The organism is Kaistia terrae, from assembly GCF_026344005.1.
GTDB classification, from domain to species: domain Bacteria; phylum Pseudomonadota; class Alphaproteobacteria; order Rhizobiales; family Kaistiaceae; genus Kaistia; species Kaistia terrae.
The window spans coordinates 17,373-34,225 of the sequence record NZ_JAPKNH010000014.1 but is presented as its reverse complement, the minus strand read 5'-3'; the positions used below and the strand labels follow the sequence as shown (position 1 = coordinate 34,225).

Here is a 16,853-nt window from a genome sequence, read left to right as displayed (position 1 = left end):
CTTGCCCCTGCCCTAGCGTCGCACGCGTTCGACGAGACGCTCGACATGCTCGATCGGCGTCTGCGGCACGATCCCATGCCCGAGATTGAAAATCAGTCTTCCACCGCGCATGACGTCGAGAATCTCGTCAACGGCGTCGTCGAGCTGTGCGCCACCGGCAACCAACGCCATCGGATCGAGATTGCCCTGTATAGCGGCTCGATCGCCGATTTCCGCCCGCACCGTGGCAAGCGGTACGGTCCAATCGACACCGACAGCGTTGACGCCCGTCGTTTCGACGAAGGAAACCAGGCCGCGATCCGCGCCTTTCGGAAAACCGATGATCCGGGCATCCGGAATTTCCGCGCGAACGCCGGCAACGATCCGGGCGATCGGTCCGGCAGACCAACGCTCGAAAGCGGCCGGCGAAAGCACGCGCGACCAACTATCAAAGATCTGCACGGCATCCGCGCCGGCGCGAAGCTGCGCCACGAGATAGACGATCGAAGCCTGAACCAGCGTTTCAATCAGTCTGTCGAGCGCTTCGGGATTGCGCGCTGCCAGAAGACGGGAAGGTGCCTGATCCGGAGTCCCTTTCCCGGCGATCATGTAGGTCGCGACGGTCCAGGGAGCCCCGCAGAAGCCGATCAGCGCCTTGTCTGGAGCCAATTCGCTCCGAACCGCCGCCACGGTCTCCAGCACAGGCGCCAGCCGTTCGAGGACGGCGTTGACTGTCAGTTGGTCAAGGTGGGCGATCTCGATTGGATCGAGACGCGGTCCCTCGCCTTCAACGAAACGAACGTCTCGGCCGAGAGCATGCGGGATGACGAGAATGTCGGAGAACAGGATCGCAGCATCAAAGCCAAACCGCCGGATTGGCTGCAGCGTCACTTCCGTTGCCAGTTCCGGGGTGTAGCAGAGATCGAGGAACGATCCGGCTTTCGTCCGAAGCGCCCGATATTCCGGGAGGTAGCGTCCTGCCTGTCGCATCAGCCACATGGGTGGCCGGGCGATCGCTTCGCCATCCAGCACGCGCAGCAGGCGCGCTTTCGTCATCAAAGCCGTCGGGTCGTTCTTCACCACCATCACCAAAGAAAGAGATCTATCTGTAGTTTCTTCTTCTTCTTGACGGTGGATTACCGTCATTCAGCGCTATCCACAATGCGACCGAGACGCCCGTGCAACCTCGACGTGTTTGGCGTTCGTTGTGAATCCTTTTGGGGAGAAGCGGCTGTCGCTTTTCTCTAGCGCTTTGATTCATCTGTAAATTTTTGGACGTTTACAGTTTTAGAGATCCGGCCGCAGGCTGTTAATATCTCGTTAATGTCTTGGTTAATAACTTCTTAATTCCCGCTTTCCTCGACAGGCCTGAATCTTTGTCCCCAGGCTCAGCCGCTGTTGATCATTTTCCACTCATCGGGGACAAGTCGGTCATCGGAGACCGGACGGGGGATTTATCCACGTCCTGTCCACAGCCCTGGGGATGACAGTGTGAAGAACGAGGTCCGCCACCTGCACCTCCATCTGATTTCGGATGCGACAGGCGAGACATTGCTGACGGTTGGAAGGGCGGCTTCGGCCCAATATCCCGGCGTCGAGATCATAGAACACCTGCATTCGATGGTCCGCGCGCCGAAGCAGGTCGAACGGCTTGTCGCCGAAATCGAGCAGGAACCGGGCATCGTCCTGTTCACACTGGTGGATCGCTCGATGGCGGTGATGTTGGAACAGGGGTGTCGCGACATCGGTGTGCCGTGCTTTTCGGTTCTCGATCCCGTGCTTCAGGTGTTCCAGTCCTATCTCGGCGCGCCGAGCCAGGGCCGCGTCGGGGCGCAACACTCGCTCGATGGCGATTATTTCCGTCGCATCGAGGCGCTGACCTTCACGATGATGCATGACGATGGCCAGTTGCCGGAGGATCTCGACCTGGCCGAGATCGTCATCATCGGTGTCAGCCGAACGTCGAAGACGCCGACCAGCATCTATCTGGCCAATCGTGGCGTGCGCACCGCCAATATTCCAATCGTGCCGGGCATTGGTTTGCCGGTCGAACTGGAGGCCGCGACGAAGCCGCTGATCGTCGCGCTGATCGCAACGCCGGATCGGATCGTGCAAATGCGCGAGAACCGGATCCTCTCCAATACGAATTTTGGCGATGACGACCCCTATGTCGATCGCGCCGCCGTCGCCAACGAGATCGCTTCGACGCGAAAAATCTGCGCTCGCAATGGCTGGCCGGTGATCGACGTGACGCGTCGCTCGATCGAGGAAACAGCCGCCGCCATTTTGGCATTGCGCAACAAGCAGGCGGGGGCGCTCAAGGACCTTTCCAACCCGGATCCGGCAAAGAACAGCCCGATCCCGGATGTCTCCGACCGATGACACTGATCCTCGCTTCAACCAGTTCGACCCGCATCGCCCTGCTCCGTAACGCCGGCATTCCCTTCGAGGCGGTTTCCCCAGGTGTCGACGAGCGTGCGCTGGAATTGCCTTTGTTGGCGGCCGGCGCCACGCCGACCGAGATCGCGCTGGCGCTGGCGCGGGCCAAGGCGCAGGCAATCACGACGCCGGGCGCACTTGTCCTCGGTGGTGACCAGGTGCTGGACCTTGATGGCGAACGCTTCGTCAAACCGGCAGATAGGGCGGATGCCGCGCGGCAGATCGCAAGGCTTGCCGGCAAGACGCATCGACTGCGGACGGCCGTCGTTCTGGCCAGCGAGGGCGACATCGTCTGGGAGTTTGTCAGTACGGCGAGCCTGACCATGAGGCCGCTGAGCGAGGCAGCCATCGAGCGCTATCTGGATGAAGCGGGCGAGTCCGCGCTATGGTCCGTCGGCGCTTATCTGCTTGAAGGCGTCGGAATCCAGTTGTTCTCTGCCATTGATGGCGATTATTTCAGCATTCTCGGCCTGCCGCTGCTGCCGCTCCTCGAGATCCTGCGCCAGCGTGGCATCCTCCCGTCCTGACGAGGCGATATGACGATTTCCAATACTGCGACTTCTGCCGTGCCGACCGCCTGCGTCATCGGCTGGCCGGTCAAGCACTCGCGTTCGCCGATCATCCATCGCTATTGGCTGTCGGAACTCGGACTGGCAGGCGATTATGTGCGTCATCCGGTCGAGCCGGAGCAGGCGGTGGCCTTTTTTGCCGATTTCGCCAACGGCCCGTTTGTCGGTTGCAATGTCACCGTCCCGCACAAGGAAACGGCGTTTGCCGCCGTCGATCATGCCGATGCGGTGGCGACGGCGCTCGGCGCCGTCAACACGGTCTGGCTGGAGAATGGCAGGCTGATGGGCTCCAACACCGACGCCGAAGGTTTTATCGCCAATCTCGATCATCTCGCCCCGGGTTTTGACGCCAATCCGGGCGCGGCGATTGTGCTTGGTGCGGGCGGCGCGGCGCGCGCCGTGATCTGGGCGTTGCAGGCGCGGGGCTTTGCACCGATCCATGTCGTCAACCGGACGCGCGACCGGGCAGAGGCCCTGGCTGAACGTTTTGGCGCCGACATTCACGCGGTAGGCTGGGAAGACGTCCCTGCCCTGCTGCCGCAGGCTTCGCTACTGGTCAACACCACCTCGCTCGGCATGGAAGGCCAGCCGCCGCTGGAAATTGACCTCGCCCCTGCCCGCGACACGCTGCTTGTCACCGATATCGTCTATATCCCGCTCGAAACGCCGCTGCTGAAGGCGGCGCGGGCGCGCGGCCTGCAGACCGTCGACGGTCTCGGCATGTTGCTGCATCAGGCCGTTCCGGGTTTTGAACGCTGGTTCGGGCAGCGACCGGTCGTGACGCCGGAACTGCGTCGTCTGATCCTTGCCGATATGGGCGTGACGGAAACGGGAGTGGCTGCGTGATCGTTATCGGCGTCACAGGCTCGATCGGCATGGGCAAGTCGACGACGGCCCGGCTGTTCGCCGCTCATGGCGCCGTGCTGCACGACGCCGACGCCGTGGTTCACGCGCTCTATCGCGGCGAAGCCGTACCGCTCGTCGCTGCGCGCTTTCCCGAAGCAATTACCGAAGAGGGCGTGGATCGGGTCAAGCTTGCGGCCATTCTCGCGGAGGATCCGGCCGCGCTGCCGGTGCTCGAAGCGATAGTCCATCCCATGGTGCAGGCGGTCGAGGCGGAACGGATGGCTGCGGCGCGGAGCGAAGGGCGGGCCATGTTCGTCACCGATGTGCCGCTTCTGTTCGAGACAGGCGCGGAAAATCGCGTCGATGTCGTCGTCGTCGCCAGCGCGCCGTCCGAAATTCAGGCGACGCGCGTGCTGAAACGTCCGGGCATGACGCCGGAGCGCTTCGCCGCTATCCTGGCGCGACAGGTGCCGGATGCGGAGAAGCGTCGGCGCGCCCATTTCATCGTCGATACGGGTCACAGCAAGGAAGCTTCGGCTCTCATCGTTGCCGATATCGTGCGGGCGCTGGCGGCCAAGGCCGCGGCCTGATCAGTCCGGGGATTGCGGCGACCGCCCTCCCCGGCAGTTTGAATTGAACGGAACCGGAGCCAAATTTTGCGGGAAATCGTCTTCGATACGGAAACGACCGGTCTTGAGCCGCTGAAGGGCGACCGGCTGGTCGAAATCGGCGCCGTCGAACTGTTCAACCACCTGCCGACCGGCCGCCACTATCACGTCTATATCAATCCCGAACGCTCGATGCCGGACGAGGCCTTTCGGGTGCATGGACTTTCGACCGAGTTTCTCGCCGACAAGCCGCTGTTCAGCGCTGTTGTCGACGAGTTTCTCGCGTTCATCGAAGACGCGTCGCTGATCGCCCACAATGCCAATTTCGATATCGGATTCCTGAACGCGGAGTTCAGCCGGCTCGGCAAGCCACCCATTGCCCCGGAACGGGTGATCGACACGCTGGCGCTCGCGCGGCGCAAGCATCCGAAAGCGGCCAACACGCTCGATGCGCTCTGCTCGCGCTATGGCATCGATACCAGTTCGCGAACCGTTCACGGCGGTTTGGTTGACTCGGTGCTTCTGGCCGATGTCTATCTGGAACTGATCGGCGGCAGGCAGCCGGATCTCGTGCTGGTGCCGGAGACGGTTTCGGAGGTCAATGACGCCGGCGGCTTGATGATCGTGGCCGCGCCGCAGCAACGGCCCGAGCCGCGCGCGTTTCGCGTGACAGCCGAAGAGCAGGCGGCGCATCGCGCCTTCATCGCCAAGATGGGCGATAGCGCGCTTTGGAAGGCCTATCTGCCCGAAGAGGTCGAACCGGCCTGAACATGGATCGGGGCGACGGCAATTTGCAGAACGGCAGACATTAAAAAAGCTCCTGAACCGGCCGGCTCAGGAGCTTTGTTTTGCAAGGCTGTCGCGAAAACGATCAGCTCGGGCGCGAACCCTGCTGGGCGGCGGCCATTTCCATCAGACGCTGACGGTAGAGCTGGGTGAAATCCACCGGATCGACCAGCAGCGGCGGGAAACCGCCATTGCGGGTCATGTCGGCCAGGATCTGGCGCGCGAACGGGAACAGCAGGCGCGGGCATTCGATCATCAGGATCGGAGCCAGGTTTTCCTGCGGCACGTTCGCGACGCGGAAGACGCCGGCATAGACCAACTCGGCAACGAACAGCGTCTGGTCACCGTCGGTGGCACGACCCTCGAGGCGCAGCTCGATCTCGTAGTCGTCACCCTCAAGCGGATTGGCGCCGACATTGATGCCGATGTTGATCTGCGGCGCAGCGCGACGCGGACCCAGCGAGCGCGGCGCGCCTGGGTTTTCGAAGGAGAGATCCTTCACATATTGCAACAGGATCGAAAGGTTCGGCTGGGCGAGCTGGCCCGCGCCGTTTTCGTTGTCATCGGCCATGAAGGCGGCTCCCCTGGAACAATCGGCCGAATGGCCTGATCTTAACAAGTGGGCTCGCTAACACTTCCGTCTCAGTGATACAAGCGGCTGTACCAAGCTCGTTCGAGACACGCCGCGCGGCCACACTCTGGCATTGTGCCCTTGACGGACTTGGATAGACGCCCAACGATTACCACATTGGGTTCATGACCGCTGAAGCGCGCGCACTCGGCACCATGAACTTCCCAGAATAGGACAGGATGCCTTCGGCATGAACGGCTTCGTTGACATTTATACGCTGATCTTCCTCGTCCTCGCGGTGGTGATCTTTTTCAAGCTGCGTGGCGTTCTCGGTCAACGTACCGGCAGCGAACGCCCGCCCTTCGATCCGTTCACGCGCCGCAAGGCAGACGAACCGGAGGCGGCGAACGACGGCAAGGTTGTGAACCTGCCCCGCCGCGACAACGAGAACGTCTCGTCTGCAACGATTTCCGCGCAGGACGATGATCATCGCGTCTCCGCGGTCGCCACGCTGGGCACGCCGCTCGCCGCCTCGGTCGCCGAGATCATGGCCGCCGATCGCAACTTCGATCCGCAGCAATTCGTCGATGGCGCCCGCTCTGCCTACGAGATGATCGTCACCTCCTTCGCCAGGGGCGACCAGAAGGCTTTGAAGCCGCTGCTTGGCCGCGAGGTCTATGACGGCTTCGCCAGCGCCATCGCCGATCGCGAGTCGCGCGGCGAAACGGTCGAGTTCGATTTCGTTGGATTCGAGAAGGTAGAAGTGGTCGATGCCGCGCTGAAGAACGGTAGCGCGCAGGTTTCGGTCAAGTTCGTCTCCAAGCTGATTTCGGCGACGCGCGACAAGGCTGGCGCTGTGGTCGATGGCGACCCGGTCCACATTGCCGATGTCACCGACATCTGGACCTTTGCGCGCGACGTGTCGTCCCGCGATCCCAACTGGCTGCTTGTCGCTACCGAAACCGTTGAATGATCGGAAGTTCCGCTCGTGTCGACGGAAGCAAACGCCCGGCTCGTGCCCGTGCCGTTCGGCGCGCTGGAAGGCTGGCACGACGATGACCATGCCGCGGCTTGGCGCGCCTATCGCCTGAGCGCGGTCCATGCCGCCGCGCATGAGCCGAAGACGCGCGCGCTGGGCATTGATGGTGCCGGATTGGCCCGCATCGCCAAACTTGCGTCCGCCATGCCGGCCGAGCTTTCCCGCGATGAAGCCAAGGCGTTCTTCGAAGCGCATTTTCAGCCGATGCGGGTGGTTTCGGAGCCGGCGAGGGGCTTCTTTACCGGCTTTTACGAGCCCGAAGTCGCTGCTTCGCGCACGCCTGTCGAAGGCTTTGACGTGCCGCTCTACGCGGCGCCGCCGGAACTGGCGGAAGTCGACGAGCACAATCCACCGTCGGGCCTGGAGCCCGGTATGCGCTTTGCCCGCAAGACAGCTGACGGTTTCGAGCCCTTCTTCGACCGTGGCGAGATCGAGCGCGGCGCGCTGGCCGGTCGCGACCTTGAACTCGCCTATCTCGCCGATCGCGTCGATGCGCTGTTCGTCCACATCCAGGGCGCTGCAAGGCTGCGGCTGCCGGATGGCGAATGGCTGCGCGTGACCTATGCGGCGAAATCCGGCCATGCCTACACGTCGGTCGGCAAGGCTCTGCTCGACAGGCAGGCGCTGCCAAAGGGCGGTGTCAGCATGCAGTCGATCCGCGCCTGGCTCGCCGATCATCCGGACCAGGCGTCCGAGGTGATCTGGCAGAACCGCTCCTACATATTTTTCCGCGAGGCGGCGGTGCAGGATCCGGCGCTCGGGCCGATCGCTGCCGCCAAGGTGCCGCTGACCGCCGGTCGCAGCCTCGCCGTGGACCGCACGCTGCACACGTTTCACGCGCCGATCTGGATCGATACGGTGTTGCCGCAGGCCGAAGGCGGCACTGCGTTTCGTCGGCTGCTGATGGCGCAGGACACCGGCTCGGCCATTCTTGGGCCCTCGCGGGGCGATATCTTCTTCGGATCGGGCGACGAGGCGGGACGGATTGCCGGGCGCATGCAGGCAGCCGGCGACTTCATCGTCCTGGCGCCGCGGAGCGCTCTATGACGCGCCGCAAGCGAAGTCTTTCCGGCGAAGAACGAACGCTCTGGGCCATCGTTGCCCGCACAGTGGCGCCGCTTCGCCCTGAGGACATGATGGCCGAGCCGCCCGCGCCGCCGGTGGCCGAGGCGCCCGTCATGTCCGCACCTTCAAAGGGGGCAGGGGCATCCGCCAATGCCGGCAAGCTCGGCAAGGCCGTGCCGCCCCCACCGCCGCCGCTGCATCCCATCGAGCGCCGGACGCTGACCCGCGTCGCCCGCGGCACCATCGAGATCGACGGCCGCATCGATTTGCACGGCCTGACCCAGCTTGATGCGCATGACCGGCTGCACGGCTTCCTGCGCGATGCGCAATCGCGCGGGTCGAAGCTGGTGATCGTCATCACCGGCAAGGGCAAGGTGGGCGGCGATGATCCCTACGGCATGAACGAGCGCGGGGTCCTTCGCCGGCGTGTGCCGCAATGGCTGGCCGAGCCGGGTTTGCGCAATATCGTTATCGGCTTCGAGGAGGCGCATCGCAGTCATGGTGGCGGCGGCGCGCTTTATGTCCGCATCCGCAAGAAGCGGACCCTGCATAAGGTGGGCGAACCGTGACGCCGTTCGGGGTGCGCCTGCGCGCCATGCGCGACGAGCGCGGCCTTTCACTGAAAGACATGGCGGAGGGGCTGCGCGTTTCCAGTTCCTATCTGTCGGCGCTCGAGCACGGTCGGCGCGGCAGTCCAAGCTGGTTCATGGTTCAGCGCATCATCGCCTATTTCAACGTGATCTGGGATGAGGCCGAGGAATTGCAGCGCTTGGCCGACACGTCGCATCCGCGTGTTGTCGTTGATACAGCCGGGCTCGACCCGGCGGCAACGGAGCTGGCGCATCTGCTGGCGGCTAAAATCGGCGGCCTTAGCGCCAAATCATTGCGGGATCTGAAGAAAGCCGTACGCGATGCGGCCGCCCGCGACCATGTCGATGGCGCCTAGGCATTGCCCTAGCTTCTGGTTGGTCGCGTTTTCTTCACGTGAACCGCACCCACTTCGCTCGAAAGCGAACTCGGCCTGTTCAGAGTAGCTTGCGCAGGTCGTCCAGCCGGTCGTTCACCAGCCAGCCATAGTAGTTTTCCTGCGGCGTGGCAGACTTGTTGCGCTTGCGTTCGGCGGCCAGGGTGCGGGCGCGCACCTTGACGTCGCCGACATTGTAGAGCGTCGAGGTGATGCCGGGATTGTTGGAAATGTCGACACCGGCCGTATCGCGATAGACATCGATCGACAGGCGGATGATCGCCGCCATGTAGTCCAGCGACATGTTGGGATCCATGATCGCCTGGTAGAGTTGTGGCGCGCGTTCGGCGCTGAGCAGGGGCAGGCCACTCTTCCGGTGCACGATATCCGTCACCGTCAGCGCGGTCAGCGGATTGATCTGGCCGAGGCCGAAGGTCTGTCCCGCATAGAGCGGCTGGAAGAACACCTTCGAGAAGCGATCGCGCGGGAACGACTTGCCCTCGACCGTCTTACCGCGGAAATCCTTGTCCCAGACGTCCTCGCGGCAGGTCCAAAGGTCGTAAGCGGATTTGAGTCCGTCGCACTCGTCGAACTGCGGCCGCGCCACGAAGTCGGTCACGCTCTCGCCCTTGTAGCCGAAGGCGAGGTCGGTGGTGCCGAGATAGGCAAGCGCCTTGACGTAGTAGGACTGGGCGCTGTCGAGGCCGCCGACATTGTAGGTGTGCTCGCCGACGATCGCGCCGATCAGATGGACCGGGTCGACGCCATAGGTTGCGGCGGCGCGCTTGATCGAGCGCATCAGGTTCTTGTCGCGCTTCAGCAGCGCATAGATGCGGCTGTATTTGGCCTCAAAACTTTCCTTGGTCTCGCCGGCACGCTTGATCGAACTCATGTCGATCGCCGGCTGCTCCTTCGAGCGGTTGCCGGCCGGAACGGAAACAACGGCCATGGCCGGCAGGATCGTCGAGATGACGATGGAGGCGAGCAGGGCACTGCGCAGGAGACGCATGGGGGATCCGTCGGTCGAGCCATGACCGAACTCCGTCGCGGATCGGCCGAACCGGGCTTATAGCATCGGAATTCCACGCTCGAAAACGGCTTCGCTGCCACAGTCGCGCACATAACGCCATTGGCGGAAGCGGACCCGCTCCCGGATACTGTCTCCGGGAGCGGTCTTTTTGCGTCGGGGCAGGGGGAAAGCCCCAAAAGCCTCAGAGGATGTAGCGCGACAGGTCGATGTTGCGCGACAAGTCGCCGATATGCGCCTCGATATAGGCGGCATCGATCGTCACCGTATCGCCGGAGCGATCCGGGGCGGCGAAGCTGATCTCGTCCAGAATCCGCTCCATCACCGTCTGCAGGCGACGCGCGCCAATATTCTCGACCGACGAGTTGACCTCGACGGCGATGCGGGCGATCGCGTCGATCCCATCCTCGGCAATCACGAGCGTGACGCCTTCGGTCTGCATCAGCGCGACATACTGCTTGATCAGGCTTGCTTCCGGCTCCGTCAGGATCTGGCGGAAATCGGATTGCGTCAGCGCGTTCAGTTCGACGCGGATCGGCAGGCGGCCCTGCAATTCGGGCAGCAGGTCCGACGGCTTGGCGATGTGGAAGGCGCCCGACGCGATGAACAGGATGTGATCCGTCTTCACCGGTCCATATTTGGTTGCGACTGTCGTTCCTTCAATCAGGGGTAGAAGGTCGCGCTGCACGCCTTCACGTGAAACATCGCCGGAGCGGCCTTCGCGGGCGCAGATCTTGTCGATCTCGTCGAGGAAGACGATGCCGTCATTTTCGACCACGCTGATAGCCTCGGCCGTCAGCGCGTCGTCGTCGAGCAGCTTGTCGGATTCCTCGTCGATCAGGACCTTGTAGCTGTCCTTGACCGTGACGCGGCGCGTCTTGGTCTTGCCGCCGAAGGCCTTGCCGAGCATGTCGCCGATGTTCATCACGCCGATCGAGGCGCCCGGCATGCCGGGGACGTCGAACTGCGGCATTCCACCCGACTGGTCGCGCACCTGGATCTCGATTTCCTTGTCGTCGAGTTCGTTGGAGCGCAGCTTCTTGCGGAAACTTTCGCGGGTGGCGGGGCTGGCGGCGTCGCCGACAAGCGCATTCAGCACGCGCTCCTCGGCCGAGAGATGGGCCTTGGCCTCGACATCCTTGCGCTTCTTTTCGCGCGTCAGGCCGATGCCGATCTCGACGAGGTCGCGGATGATCTGCTCGACGTCGCGGCCGACATAACCGACCTCGGTGAATTTCGTCGCTTCGACCTTGAGGAAGGGCGCACCGGCGAGCTTCGCCAGGCGGCGCGAGATCTCCGTCTTGCCGACACCGGTCGGTCCGATCATCAGGATGTTCTTCGGCAGCACTTCTTCGCGCATCGTGCCTTCGAGCTGCTGGCGGCGCCAGCGGTTGCGAAGGGCGATGGCGACGGCGCGCTTGGCGTCGTTCTGGCCGATGATGTAGCGGTCGAGCTCGGAGACGATCTCGCGGGGAGAGAAATTGGTCATGGGATTTCCTGTCCGCCTTAAGCTGCGTCGAGCTGCTCGAGCGTGACACTGGTGTTGGTGTAGACGCAGATTTCGGCGGCGATCGCCATTGCCTTGCGGGCGATCTGTTCAGCCGTCATGTCGGTATCCGCGAGGGCACGGGCCGCGGCGAGCGCATAATTGCCGCCGGAACCGATGCCCATCATGCCGCCTTCCGGCTCGAGCACGTCGCCATTGCCGGTCAGGACCAGGCTGGTGGTCTGGTCGGCGACCAGCATCATTGCCTCGAGATGGCGCAGATAGCGGTCGGTGCGCCAGTCCTTGGCGAGTTCGACGCAGGCACGAGTCAACTGCCCGGGATATTGCTCAAGCTTCGCCTCGAGGCGCTCGAACAGGGTGAAGGCGTCGGCGGTCGAGCCGGCGAAACCAGCGATCACGCCGCCCTTGCCGAGCGGGCGAACCTTGCGGGCGGTGTGCTTGATGACGGTCTGACCGAGCGATACCTGGCCGTCGCCGGCGATGACGACCTTGCCGCCCTTACGGACGGTGATGATCGTCGTCCCGTGCCAGGCCGCATAGGGGCTCTCATTCTGGGAATGGGTCATGTTCTGCTTTCGTGGCGGATCGCTTTGGTCCCTGAGGCCCCGCGGCGATCCCTGTTGGCTAGAGCGTCATATGTAGGCGCGAGGGGCGATGATGCAAAGGCTTGCTCAACCTTATGGCGCTACGGGGAAACGCCTGATAAAAGCCGGCTGTCCTGAGCCAAAGGGACCCAGATTGCTGGACCGAGCAAGGACCGGGAAGGAACTCAGATATGCGTAGCGCCACGATCGAGCGCAAGACGAAGGAAACCGAGATCGCGGTAACGCTGGATCTCGACGGCACTGGCCGCGCCGACATCGCCACGGGCGTCGGCTTCTTCGACCATATGCTCGATCAACTGGCCCGCCATGGCCTGATGGACCTGACCATCCGGTGCAAGGGCGATTTGCATATCGACCAGCATCACACTGTCGAGGATGTCGGCATCGCTATCGGCCAGGCGCTGAAGAAGGCGCTGGGCGAGATGCGCGGCATCACCCGCTATGCCGACACGCACCTCGCCATGGACGAGGCGCTGACCCGTTGCGCCATCGACGTTTCCGGCCGGCCCTATCTGGTCTGGAAGGTCGAGTTCTCGCGCGACAAGGTCGGCGATTTCGATACCGAGCTGTTCAAGGAGTTCTTCCAGGCTTTCGCCCAGAACGCCGGCATCACGCTGCACATCGAAAACCTCTATGGTGACAACAACCACCATATCGCCGAGACCTGCTTCAAGGCGGTCGCGCGGACGCTTCGGGTGGCCGCGTCGATCGACCCGCGCCAGGCCGACCGCGTGCCGTCGACCAAGGGCAAGCTCGGCGACTGAGAGGGCGTCATGACGACCTATACCGTGCACGCACCGCCTGTTTCCGCGACCGGCGGAAGGAGCGAGGCCGACCGGATCATCTTCGTCAAGGATGGCTTCTGCTGGCCGGCATTCCTGATCCCGGTGATCTGGATGCTCTATCGGCGCATGTGGGTCGTGCTCTGCCTCTATGCGTTGTTCGCCGTCGCGATCGAACTGTCGGGCCGCTTTCTCGGCGTGCCGACGGCGACGGCGCTTGGTTTTCTTGGCGCGCTCTATCTCGGCTTCGAGGGCAACACGCTGCGGCGGTGGTCGCTGGCGCGTCGCCGCTTTTCCGAGCGCGGTGTCGCCGAAGGTCGCTCGCTCGAGGAGGCGGAGATCCGCTTCTTTCATCGTCTTGCTGGCGTGACGCCAACCGGCGCCGACCCGACTGCGGTTGGCGTCGTCGCTGGTCCCGTCGCAAAACCCAGTTTCTCGGCCGATATCGTCGGCCTCTTTCCGACCCCGGGGACATCCCGATGACCATTGCGATCATTGACTACGGCGCGGGCAATCTTCGCTCCGCCGCCAAGGCGCTGGAGCTTGCCGCTTCGCGCAACGGCTCGACGGCGTCCGTCGTCGTCACCGCCGATCCGGACGTGGTTGCCAAGGCTGACCACATCGTCCTGCCCGGCGACGGCGCCTTTGCCGATTGCCGCACCAATCTCGACAGCGTCGACGGCATGATAGAGGCGATCAACGAGGCGATCGACGCGCGCGGCCGGCCGTTTCTCGGCATCTGCGTCGGCATGCAGCTGCTGGCGACGCGCGGCATCGAATATGGCGTGACCAAGGGACTCAGTCGCATCCAGGGCGAGGTCCGGCGCATCGAGCCGAACGATCCGCACCTGAAGATCCCGCACATGGGCTGGAACACGCTCAACGCGTCCGCGCCGCATCCGCTGCTCGACGGCATCGCGCTCGGCGACGATGGCTGGCACGCCTATTTCCTGCACGGCTACCAGTTTTATGCCGAGCAGGCCGGCGATGTCGTGGCGACCGCCGATTACGGCGGTCCGATCACGGCGATCGTCACCACCGGCAACATTGCCGGCACGCAGTTTCATCCCGAGAAGAGCCAGAAGCTCGGTCTCGCCCTCCTTGCCAACTTCCTGAAGTGGAAGCCCTGATGATCCTTTTCCCGGCCATCGATTTGAAGGACGGCGCCTGTGTTCGCCTCAAGCTCGGCGACATGGAGCAGGCGACGGTGTTCAACACCGATCCCGGCGCCCAGGCGCATGAGTTCGAGACGCAGGGTTTCGAGTATCTGCATGTCGTCGACCTGAACGGCGCCTTCGCCGGCCAGCCGGTCAATGGCGCGGCGGTCGAGGCGATCCTGAAGTCGGTCAAGATGCCGGTCCAGCTTGGCGGTGGTATCCGCGACCGCGCCGGCGTCGAAGCGTGGCTCGACAAGGGCATCGCCCGCGTCATCCTCGGCACCATCGCGGTGCGCGATCCCGACCTCGTTCGCGAGGCCTGCAAGGCCCATCCGGGCCAAGTCGCCGTCGGCATCGACGCACGCGGCGGCAAGGTGGCCGTCGAGGGCTGGGCCGAGACTTCGGAGCTGACCACCATCGAGCTGGCGCGCCGGTTCGAGGACGCCGGCGTCGCGGCTATCGTCTTCACCGATATCGATCGCGACGGTGTGCTGAAGGGCCTCAACATCGAATCGACGCTGGCGCTCGCTCGCGCCGTTGAGATCCCGGTGATCGCCTCCGGTGGCCTTGCCTCGCTCGACGACGTCAAGCGCCTGCTGCAGCCCGATTGCGCCATCCTCGAAGGCGCGATCTCTGGTCGCGCGCTCTATGACGGCCGGCTCGACCCGGCCGAGGCGCTCGAACTGATCCGCAACGCGCGGGGAAAAGCCTGATGCTCAAGACTCGCATCATTCCCTGCCTCGACGTGCATGACGGCCGTGTCGTCAAGGGCGTGCAGTTCGTCGACCTGATCGACGCCGGCGATCCGGTCGAGGCGGCAAAAGCCTATGACGCGGCCGGCGCCGATGAGCTCTGCTTCCTCGACATCACGGCGACGCATGAAAATCGCGGCACCATCCTCGATGTCGTGGCGCGCACTGCCGAAGCCTGTTTCATGCCGGTGACGGTTGGCGGCGGTGTTCGGGCCGTGGAAGATATCCGTGCCCTGATGCTAGCGGGCGCCGACAAGGTGGCGATCAACTCGGCCGCGGTGACCGATCGCATGATCGTCGCCCGCGCGGCGGAAAAGTTCGGCGCGCAGGCGATCGTCGTCGCCATCGACGCCAAGCAGACCAAGCGGCGCGGCATGGGCGGCGACCATCACGATCGCTGGGAAATCTTCACCCATGGCGGCCGCAAGGCGACTGGCATCGATGCGATCGAATATGCGATCGAGGTCGCAGCGCTCGGTGCCGGTGAGATCCTGCTCACCTCTATGGACCGCGACGGTACGCGTGACGGTTTTGATCTCGCGCTCACCCGCGCCATTGCCGATGCGGTGCCGATCCCGGTGATCGCGTCGGGCGGCGTCGGTGCTCTGGATCATTTCGTCGATGGTGTCATTGAAGGTCATGCCAGCGCCGTGTTGGCCGCCTCGGTGTTCCATTTCGGCCAATTCACCATTGGCGAGGTCAAGACTCATATGGCCGCGGCCGGCATTCCCGTCCGGCTCGACGGCTGAGGAGAGCAGGGCATGTCGAATTTCACGCTTTCCGATCTCGCCGTCATCATCAAAAGCCGCGCCCATTCCGGCGATCCCGGCTCCTATACCGCCAAGCTGGTGGCCAAGGGGCCGTCGCGCTGCGCCAAGAAGTTCGGCGAGGAGGCTGTAGAGGCCGTCATCGCGGCGACCGAGCGTAATGCGGCGGAACTGACGGCGGAAGCGGCCGACGTGCTCTATCATCTGCTGGTGATGCTGGAGGCGGCCGAGGTGCCGCTCGACGCCGTGATGGACGAACTGGAAGGCCGGACCCGTCAGACCGGGCTCCAGGAAAAGGCGGCACGGCCGGCGGAGTGATCCGCAGCCGGGGAGAATGACCATGGACAAGTCCGCGCGCATCGAGCACGCCCCGCATCGCGTCTTCGGCCGCCAGGAATGGGCAAGGCTCCGGGCCGATACGCCCATGACGCTGACCGAGGACGACCTGTCGCGTCTGCGCAGCCTGAACGATCCGATCTCGATCGAAGATGTCGAGACGATCTATCTGCCGCTGTCGCGCCTGCTCAGCCTGTATGTTGAAGCCACCCAGGGCCTCTACAACGCGACCCGGACCTTTCTCGGCGCCAATGAGGGCAAGACGCCCTTCATCATCGGCATCGGCGGATCTGTCGCCGTCGGCAAGTCGACCACCGCGCGCGTGCTGAAGGCGCTTTTGGCGCGCTGGACCAATATGCCGAAGGTCGACCTGATCACGACGGACGGGTTCCTCTATCCCAACGCCGTGCTTGAGCGCGAAGGGCTGATGGAGCGCAAGGGCTTTCCGGAAAGCTACGACCTGCCGGCGCTGCTTGCCTTCCTCTCCGACATCAAGGCCGGCCTCGGCAGTGTGTCCGCCCCCGTTTATTCGCATCTCGTCTATGACATCGTGCCGAGCGAGCGGATCACCATCGATCGCCCCGACATCCTGATTGTCGAGGGCATCAACGTGCTGCAAGCGCCACGCTTGCCGCGCGATGGCACGGCGGTGCCGTTCGTCTCCGACTTCTTCGATTTCTCGATCTATATCGATGCGGACGAGGCCGATGTCCGGCGCTGGTATGTCGAGCGCTTCCAGCGCCTGCGCGAAACGGCCTTCCAGGATCCCAATTCCTACTTCCACCGCTATGCGATGATCCCCGACGCCGAGGCGCTGGCGATCGCCGAGCGGCTGTGGTCGCGGATCAACCGGGTCAATCTCGACGAGAACATCCGGCCCACCCGCCCGCGCGCCGACCTTATCCTCAGCAAAGGGGAAAGCCACCTAATTGAACAGGTGGCGCTGCGTCGACTTTGAGGCGTTTGCTGGGTTTTCAGCACCCTCGATTGCCACTCGTTCGCAGTTGCGAAGATAGCCGTTGAAGCGTCCTCCCGGCGGTGCTACCTGCGCCGA

21 protein-coding genes are annotated in these 16,853 nt (G+C 63.7%); 16 read left to right on the top strand and 5 right to left on the bottom strand.

Features of this window, described 5'->3' with window-relative positions; all coding sequences use genetic code 11:
• Positions 1–12: 12 nt before the first annotated feature.
• On the bottom strand, positions 13–1,035 hold the full coding sequence (gene hemE / locus OSH12_RS24140; protein WP_266346200.1) for a uroporphyrinogen decarboxylase: 1,023 nt from the start codon (positions 1,033–1,035) through the stop codon (positions 13–15).
• A gap of 435 nt (positions 1,036–1,470) precedes the next feature.
• Between hemE and OSH12_RS24135 the strand changes: the two genes are divergently transcribed.
• The 5 genes from OSH12_RS24135 to dnaQ all read left to right on the top strand — a co-directional run bounded on the left by OSH12_RS24135 (position 1,471) and on the right by dnaQ (position 5,209).
• Positions 1,471–2,361, top strand: coding sequence for a pyruvate, water dikinase regulatory protein (locus tag OSH12_RS24135; RefSeq protein ID WP_266346199.1), 891 nt, complete (start codon positions 1,471–1,473; stop codon positions 2,359–2,361).
• Positions 2,358–2,945, top strand: a complete 588-nt coding sequence (locus OSH12_RS24130) for a Maf family protein (RefSeq protein WP_266346198.1) — start codon at positions 2,358–2,360, stop codon at positions 2,943–2,945. The genes OSH12_RS24135 and OSH12_RS24130 overlap by 4 nt, the downstream gene beginning before the upstream one ends.
• Before the next feature lie 9 nt (positions 2,946–2,954).
• A complete protein-coding gene (locus tag OSH12_RS24125; RefSeq protein WP_266346197.1) occupies positions 2,955–3,833 on the top strand; it encodes a shikimate dehydrogenase in 879 nt (292 codons plus the stop codon).
• A complete protein-coding gene (gene coaE / locus OSH12_RS24120) occupies positions 3,830–4,423 on the top strand; it encodes a dephospho-CoA kinase (protein WP_266346196.1) in 594 nt (197 codons plus the stop codon). Before OSH12_RS24125 ends, coaE begins: the two co-directional genes overlap by 4 nt.
• 66 nt (positions 4,424–4,489) lie before the next feature.
• Positions 4,490–5,209 carry a DNA polymerase III subunit epsilon gene (dnaQ, locus tag OSH12_RS24115; RefSeq protein ID WP_266346195.1) on the top strand — a complete coding sequence of 240 codons (720 nt, stop codon included), beginning with the start codon at positions 4,490–4,492 and terminating at the stop codon, positions 5,207–5,209.
• A gap of 103 nt (positions 5,210–5,312) precedes the next feature.
• Here the strand turns inward: dnaQ and secB are convergent, their stop codons facing one another.
• Complete coding sequence (secB, locus tag OSH12_RS24110) at positions 5,313–5,798, bottom strand: protein-export chaperone SecB (protein WP_266346194.1); 486 nt, start codon at positions 5,796–5,798, stop codon at positions 5,313–5,315.
• A gap of 250 nt (positions 5,799–6,048) precedes the next feature.
• Here secB and OSH12_RS24105 point away from each other — a divergent pair, with 250 nt between their 5' ends.
• The 4 genes from OSH12_RS24105 to OSH12_RS24090 are packed head-to-tail and all read left to right on the top strand — an operon-like array spanning position 6,049 to position 8,848.
• Positions 6,049–6,771 carry a Tim44/TimA family putative adaptor protein gene (locus tag OSH12_RS24105; RefSeq protein WP_266346193.1) on the top strand — a complete coding sequence of 241 codons (723 nt, stop codon included), beginning with the start codon at positions 6,049–6,051 and terminating at the stop codon, positions 6,769–6,771.
• 15 nt (positions 6,772–6,786) lie between these two features.
• Positions 6,787–7,884 carry a murein transglycosylase A gene (mltA, locus tag OSH12_RS24100; RefSeq protein ID WP_266346192.1) on the top strand — a complete coding sequence of 366 codons (1,098 nt, stop codon included), beginning with the start codon at positions 6,787–6,789 and terminating at the stop codon, positions 7,882–7,884.
• A complete protein-coding gene (locus OSH12_RS24095) occupies positions 7,881–8,471 on the top strand; it encodes a Smr/MutS family protein (protein ID WP_266346191.1) in 591 nt (196 codons plus the stop codon). Before mltA ends, OSH12_RS24095 begins: the two co-directional genes overlap by 4 nt.
• Positions 8,468–8,848: a helix-turn-helix domain-containing protein gene (locus OSH12_RS24090; RefSeq protein ID WP_266346190.1), complete on the top strand. Its 381-nt coding sequence runs from the start codon at positions 8,468–8,470 to the stop codon at positions 8,846–8,848. The genes OSH12_RS24095 and OSH12_RS24090 overlap by 4 nt, the downstream gene beginning before the upstream one ends.
• A gap of 79 nt (positions 8,849–8,927) precedes the next feature.
• Here the strand turns inward: OSH12_RS24090 and OSH12_RS24085 are convergent, their stop codons facing one another.
• The 3 genes from OSH12_RS24085 to hslV form a co-directional block, all read right to left on the bottom strand.
• Positions 8,928–9,875 (bottom strand): DUF1402 family protein, encoded by a 948-nt coding sequence (locus tag OSH12_RS24085; protein ID WP_266346189.1) that lies wholly within the window; start codon positions 9,873–9,875, stop codon positions 8,928–8,930.
• A gap of 202 nt (positions 9,876–10,077) precedes the next feature.
• Positions 10,078–11,382, bottom strand: coding sequence for an ATP-dependent protease ATPase subunit HslU (gene hslU, locus OSH12_RS24080; protein WP_266346188.1), 1,305 nt, complete (start codon positions 11,380–11,382; stop codon positions 10,078–10,080).
• A 17-nt stretch (positions 11,383–11,399) separates the two neighbouring features.
• Positions 11,400–11,966, bottom strand: coding sequence for an ATP-dependent protease subunit HslV (gene hslV / locus OSH12_RS24075; protein WP_266346187.1), 567 nt, complete (start codon positions 11,964–11,966; stop codon positions 11,400–11,402).
• A gap of 209 nt (positions 11,967–12,175) precedes the next feature.
• Here hslV and hisB point away from each other — a divergent pair, with 209 nt between their 5' ends.
• The 7 genes from hisB to coaA are packed head-to-tail and all read left to right on the top strand — an operon-like array spanning position 12,176 to position 16,757.
• On the top strand, positions 12,176–12,769 hold the full coding sequence (gene hisB, locus OSH12_RS24070; protein ID WP_266346186.1) for an imidazoleglycerol-phosphate dehydratase HisB: 594 nt from the start codon (positions 12,176–12,178) through the stop codon (positions 12,767–12,769).
• Positions 12,770–12,778: 9 nt separating this feature from the next.
• Positions 12,779–13,270: a DUF2628 domain-containing protein gene (locus OSH12_RS24065; RefSeq protein ID WP_266346185.1), complete on the top strand. Its 492-nt coding sequence runs from the start codon at positions 12,779–12,781 to the stop codon at positions 13,268–13,270.
• Complete coding sequence (hisH, locus tag OSH12_RS24060) at positions 13,267–13,917, top strand: imidazole glycerol phosphate synthase subunit HisH (protein WP_266346184.1); 651 nt, start codon at positions 13,267–13,269, stop codon at positions 13,915–13,917. The genes OSH12_RS24065 and hisH overlap by 4 nt, the downstream gene beginning before the upstream one ends.
• Positions 13,917–14,657: a 1-(5-phosphoribosyl)-5-[(5-phosphoribosylamino)methylideneamino]imidazole-4-carboxamide isomerase gene (gene hisA, locus OSH12_RS24055; RefSeq protein ID WP_266346183.1), complete on the top strand. Its 741-nt coding sequence runs from the start codon at positions 13,917–13,919 to the stop codon at positions 14,655–14,657. The genes hisH and hisA overlap by 1 nt, the downstream gene beginning before the upstream one ends.
• Positions 14,657–15,445, top strand: a complete 789-nt coding sequence (gene hisF / locus OSH12_RS24050; protein ID WP_266346182.1) for an imidazole glycerol phosphate synthase subunit HisF — start codon at positions 14,657–14,659, stop codon at positions 15,443–15,445. Before hisA ends, hisF begins: the two co-directional genes overlap by 1 nt.
• Before the next feature lie 12 nt (positions 15,446–15,457).
• Positions 15,458–15,781 carry a phosphoribosyl-ATP diphosphatase gene (locus tag OSH12_RS24045; RefSeq protein WP_266346181.1) on the top strand — a complete coding sequence of 108 codons (324 nt, stop codon included), beginning with the start codon at positions 15,458–15,460 and terminating at the stop codon, positions 15,779–15,781.
• Between the two features lie 22 nt (positions 15,782–15,803).
• A complete protein-coding gene (gene coaA, locus OSH12_RS24040) occupies positions 15,804–16,757 on the top strand; it encodes a type I pantothenate kinase (protein WP_266346180.1) in 954 nt (317 codons plus the stop codon).
• Positions 16,758–16,853 lie beyond the last annotated feature (96 nt).

Excerpts from the sequence above, each read along its gene's own strand:
- OSH12_RS24065 (WP_266346185.1), top strand. The coding sequence starts at position 12,779 with ATGACGACCTATACCGTGCACGCACCGCCTGTTTCCGCGACCGGCGGA.
- hemE (WP_266346200.1), bottom strand. The coding sequence starts at position 1,035 with ATGACGAAAGCGCGCCTGCTGCGCGTGCTGGATGGCGAAGCGATCGCC.
- coaA (WP_266346180.1), top strand. The coding sequence starts at position 15,804 with ATGGACAAGTCCGCGCGCATCGAGCACGCCCCGCATCGCGTCTTCGGC.
- hisH (WP_266346184.1), top strand. The coding sequence starts at position 13,267 with ATGACCATTGCGATCATTGACTACGGCGCGGGCAATCTTCGCTCCGCC.
- hisB (WP_266346186.1), top strand. The coding sequence starts at position 12,176 with ATGCGTAGCGCCACGATCGAGCGCAAGACGAAGGAAACCGAGATCGCG.
- hisA (WP_266346183.1), top strand. The coding sequence starts at position 13,917 with ATGATCCTTTTCCCGGCCATCGATTTGAAGGACGGCGCCTGTGTTCGC.
- hisF (WP_266346182.1), top strand. The coding sequence starts at position 14,657 with ATGCTCAAGACTCGCATCATTCCCTGCCTCGACGTGCATGACGGCCGT.
- hslU (WP_266346188.1), bottom strand. The coding sequence starts at position 11,382 with ATGACCAATTTCTCTCCCCGCGAGATCGTCTCCGAGCTCGACCGCTAC.
- OSH12_RS24045 (WP_266346181.1), top strand. The coding sequence starts at position 15,458 with ATGTCGAATTTCACGCTTTCCGATCTCGCCGTCATCATCAAAAGCCGC.
- OSH12_RS24105 (WP_266346193.1), top strand. The coding sequence starts at position 6,049 with ATGAACGGCTTCGTTGACATTTATACGCTGATCTTCCTCGTCCTCGCG.
- OSH12_RS24130 (WP_266346198.1), top strand. The coding sequence starts at position 2,358 with ATGACACTGATCCTCGCTTCAACCAGTTCGACCCGCATCGCCCTGCTC.
- OSH12_RS24085 (WP_266346189.1), bottom strand. The coding sequence starts at position 9,875 with ATGCGTCTCCTGCGCAGTGCCCTGCTCGCCTCCATCGTCATCTCGACG.
- OSH12_RS24095 (WP_266346191.1), top strand. The coding sequence starts at position 7,881 with ATGACGCGCCGCAAGCGAAGTCTTTCCGGCGAAGAACGAACGCTCTGG.
- OSH12_RS24125 (WP_266346197.1), top strand. The coding sequence starts at position 2,955 with ATGACGATTTCCAATACTGCGACTTCTGCCGTGCCGACCGCCTGCGTC.
- hslV (WP_266346187.1), bottom strand. The coding sequence starts at position 11,966 with ATGACCCATTCCCAGAATGAGAGCCCCTATGCGGCCTGGCACGGGACG.
- secB (WP_266346194.1), bottom strand. The coding sequence starts at position 5,798 with ATGGCCGATGACAACGAAAACGGCGCGGGCCAGCTCGCCCAGCCGAAC.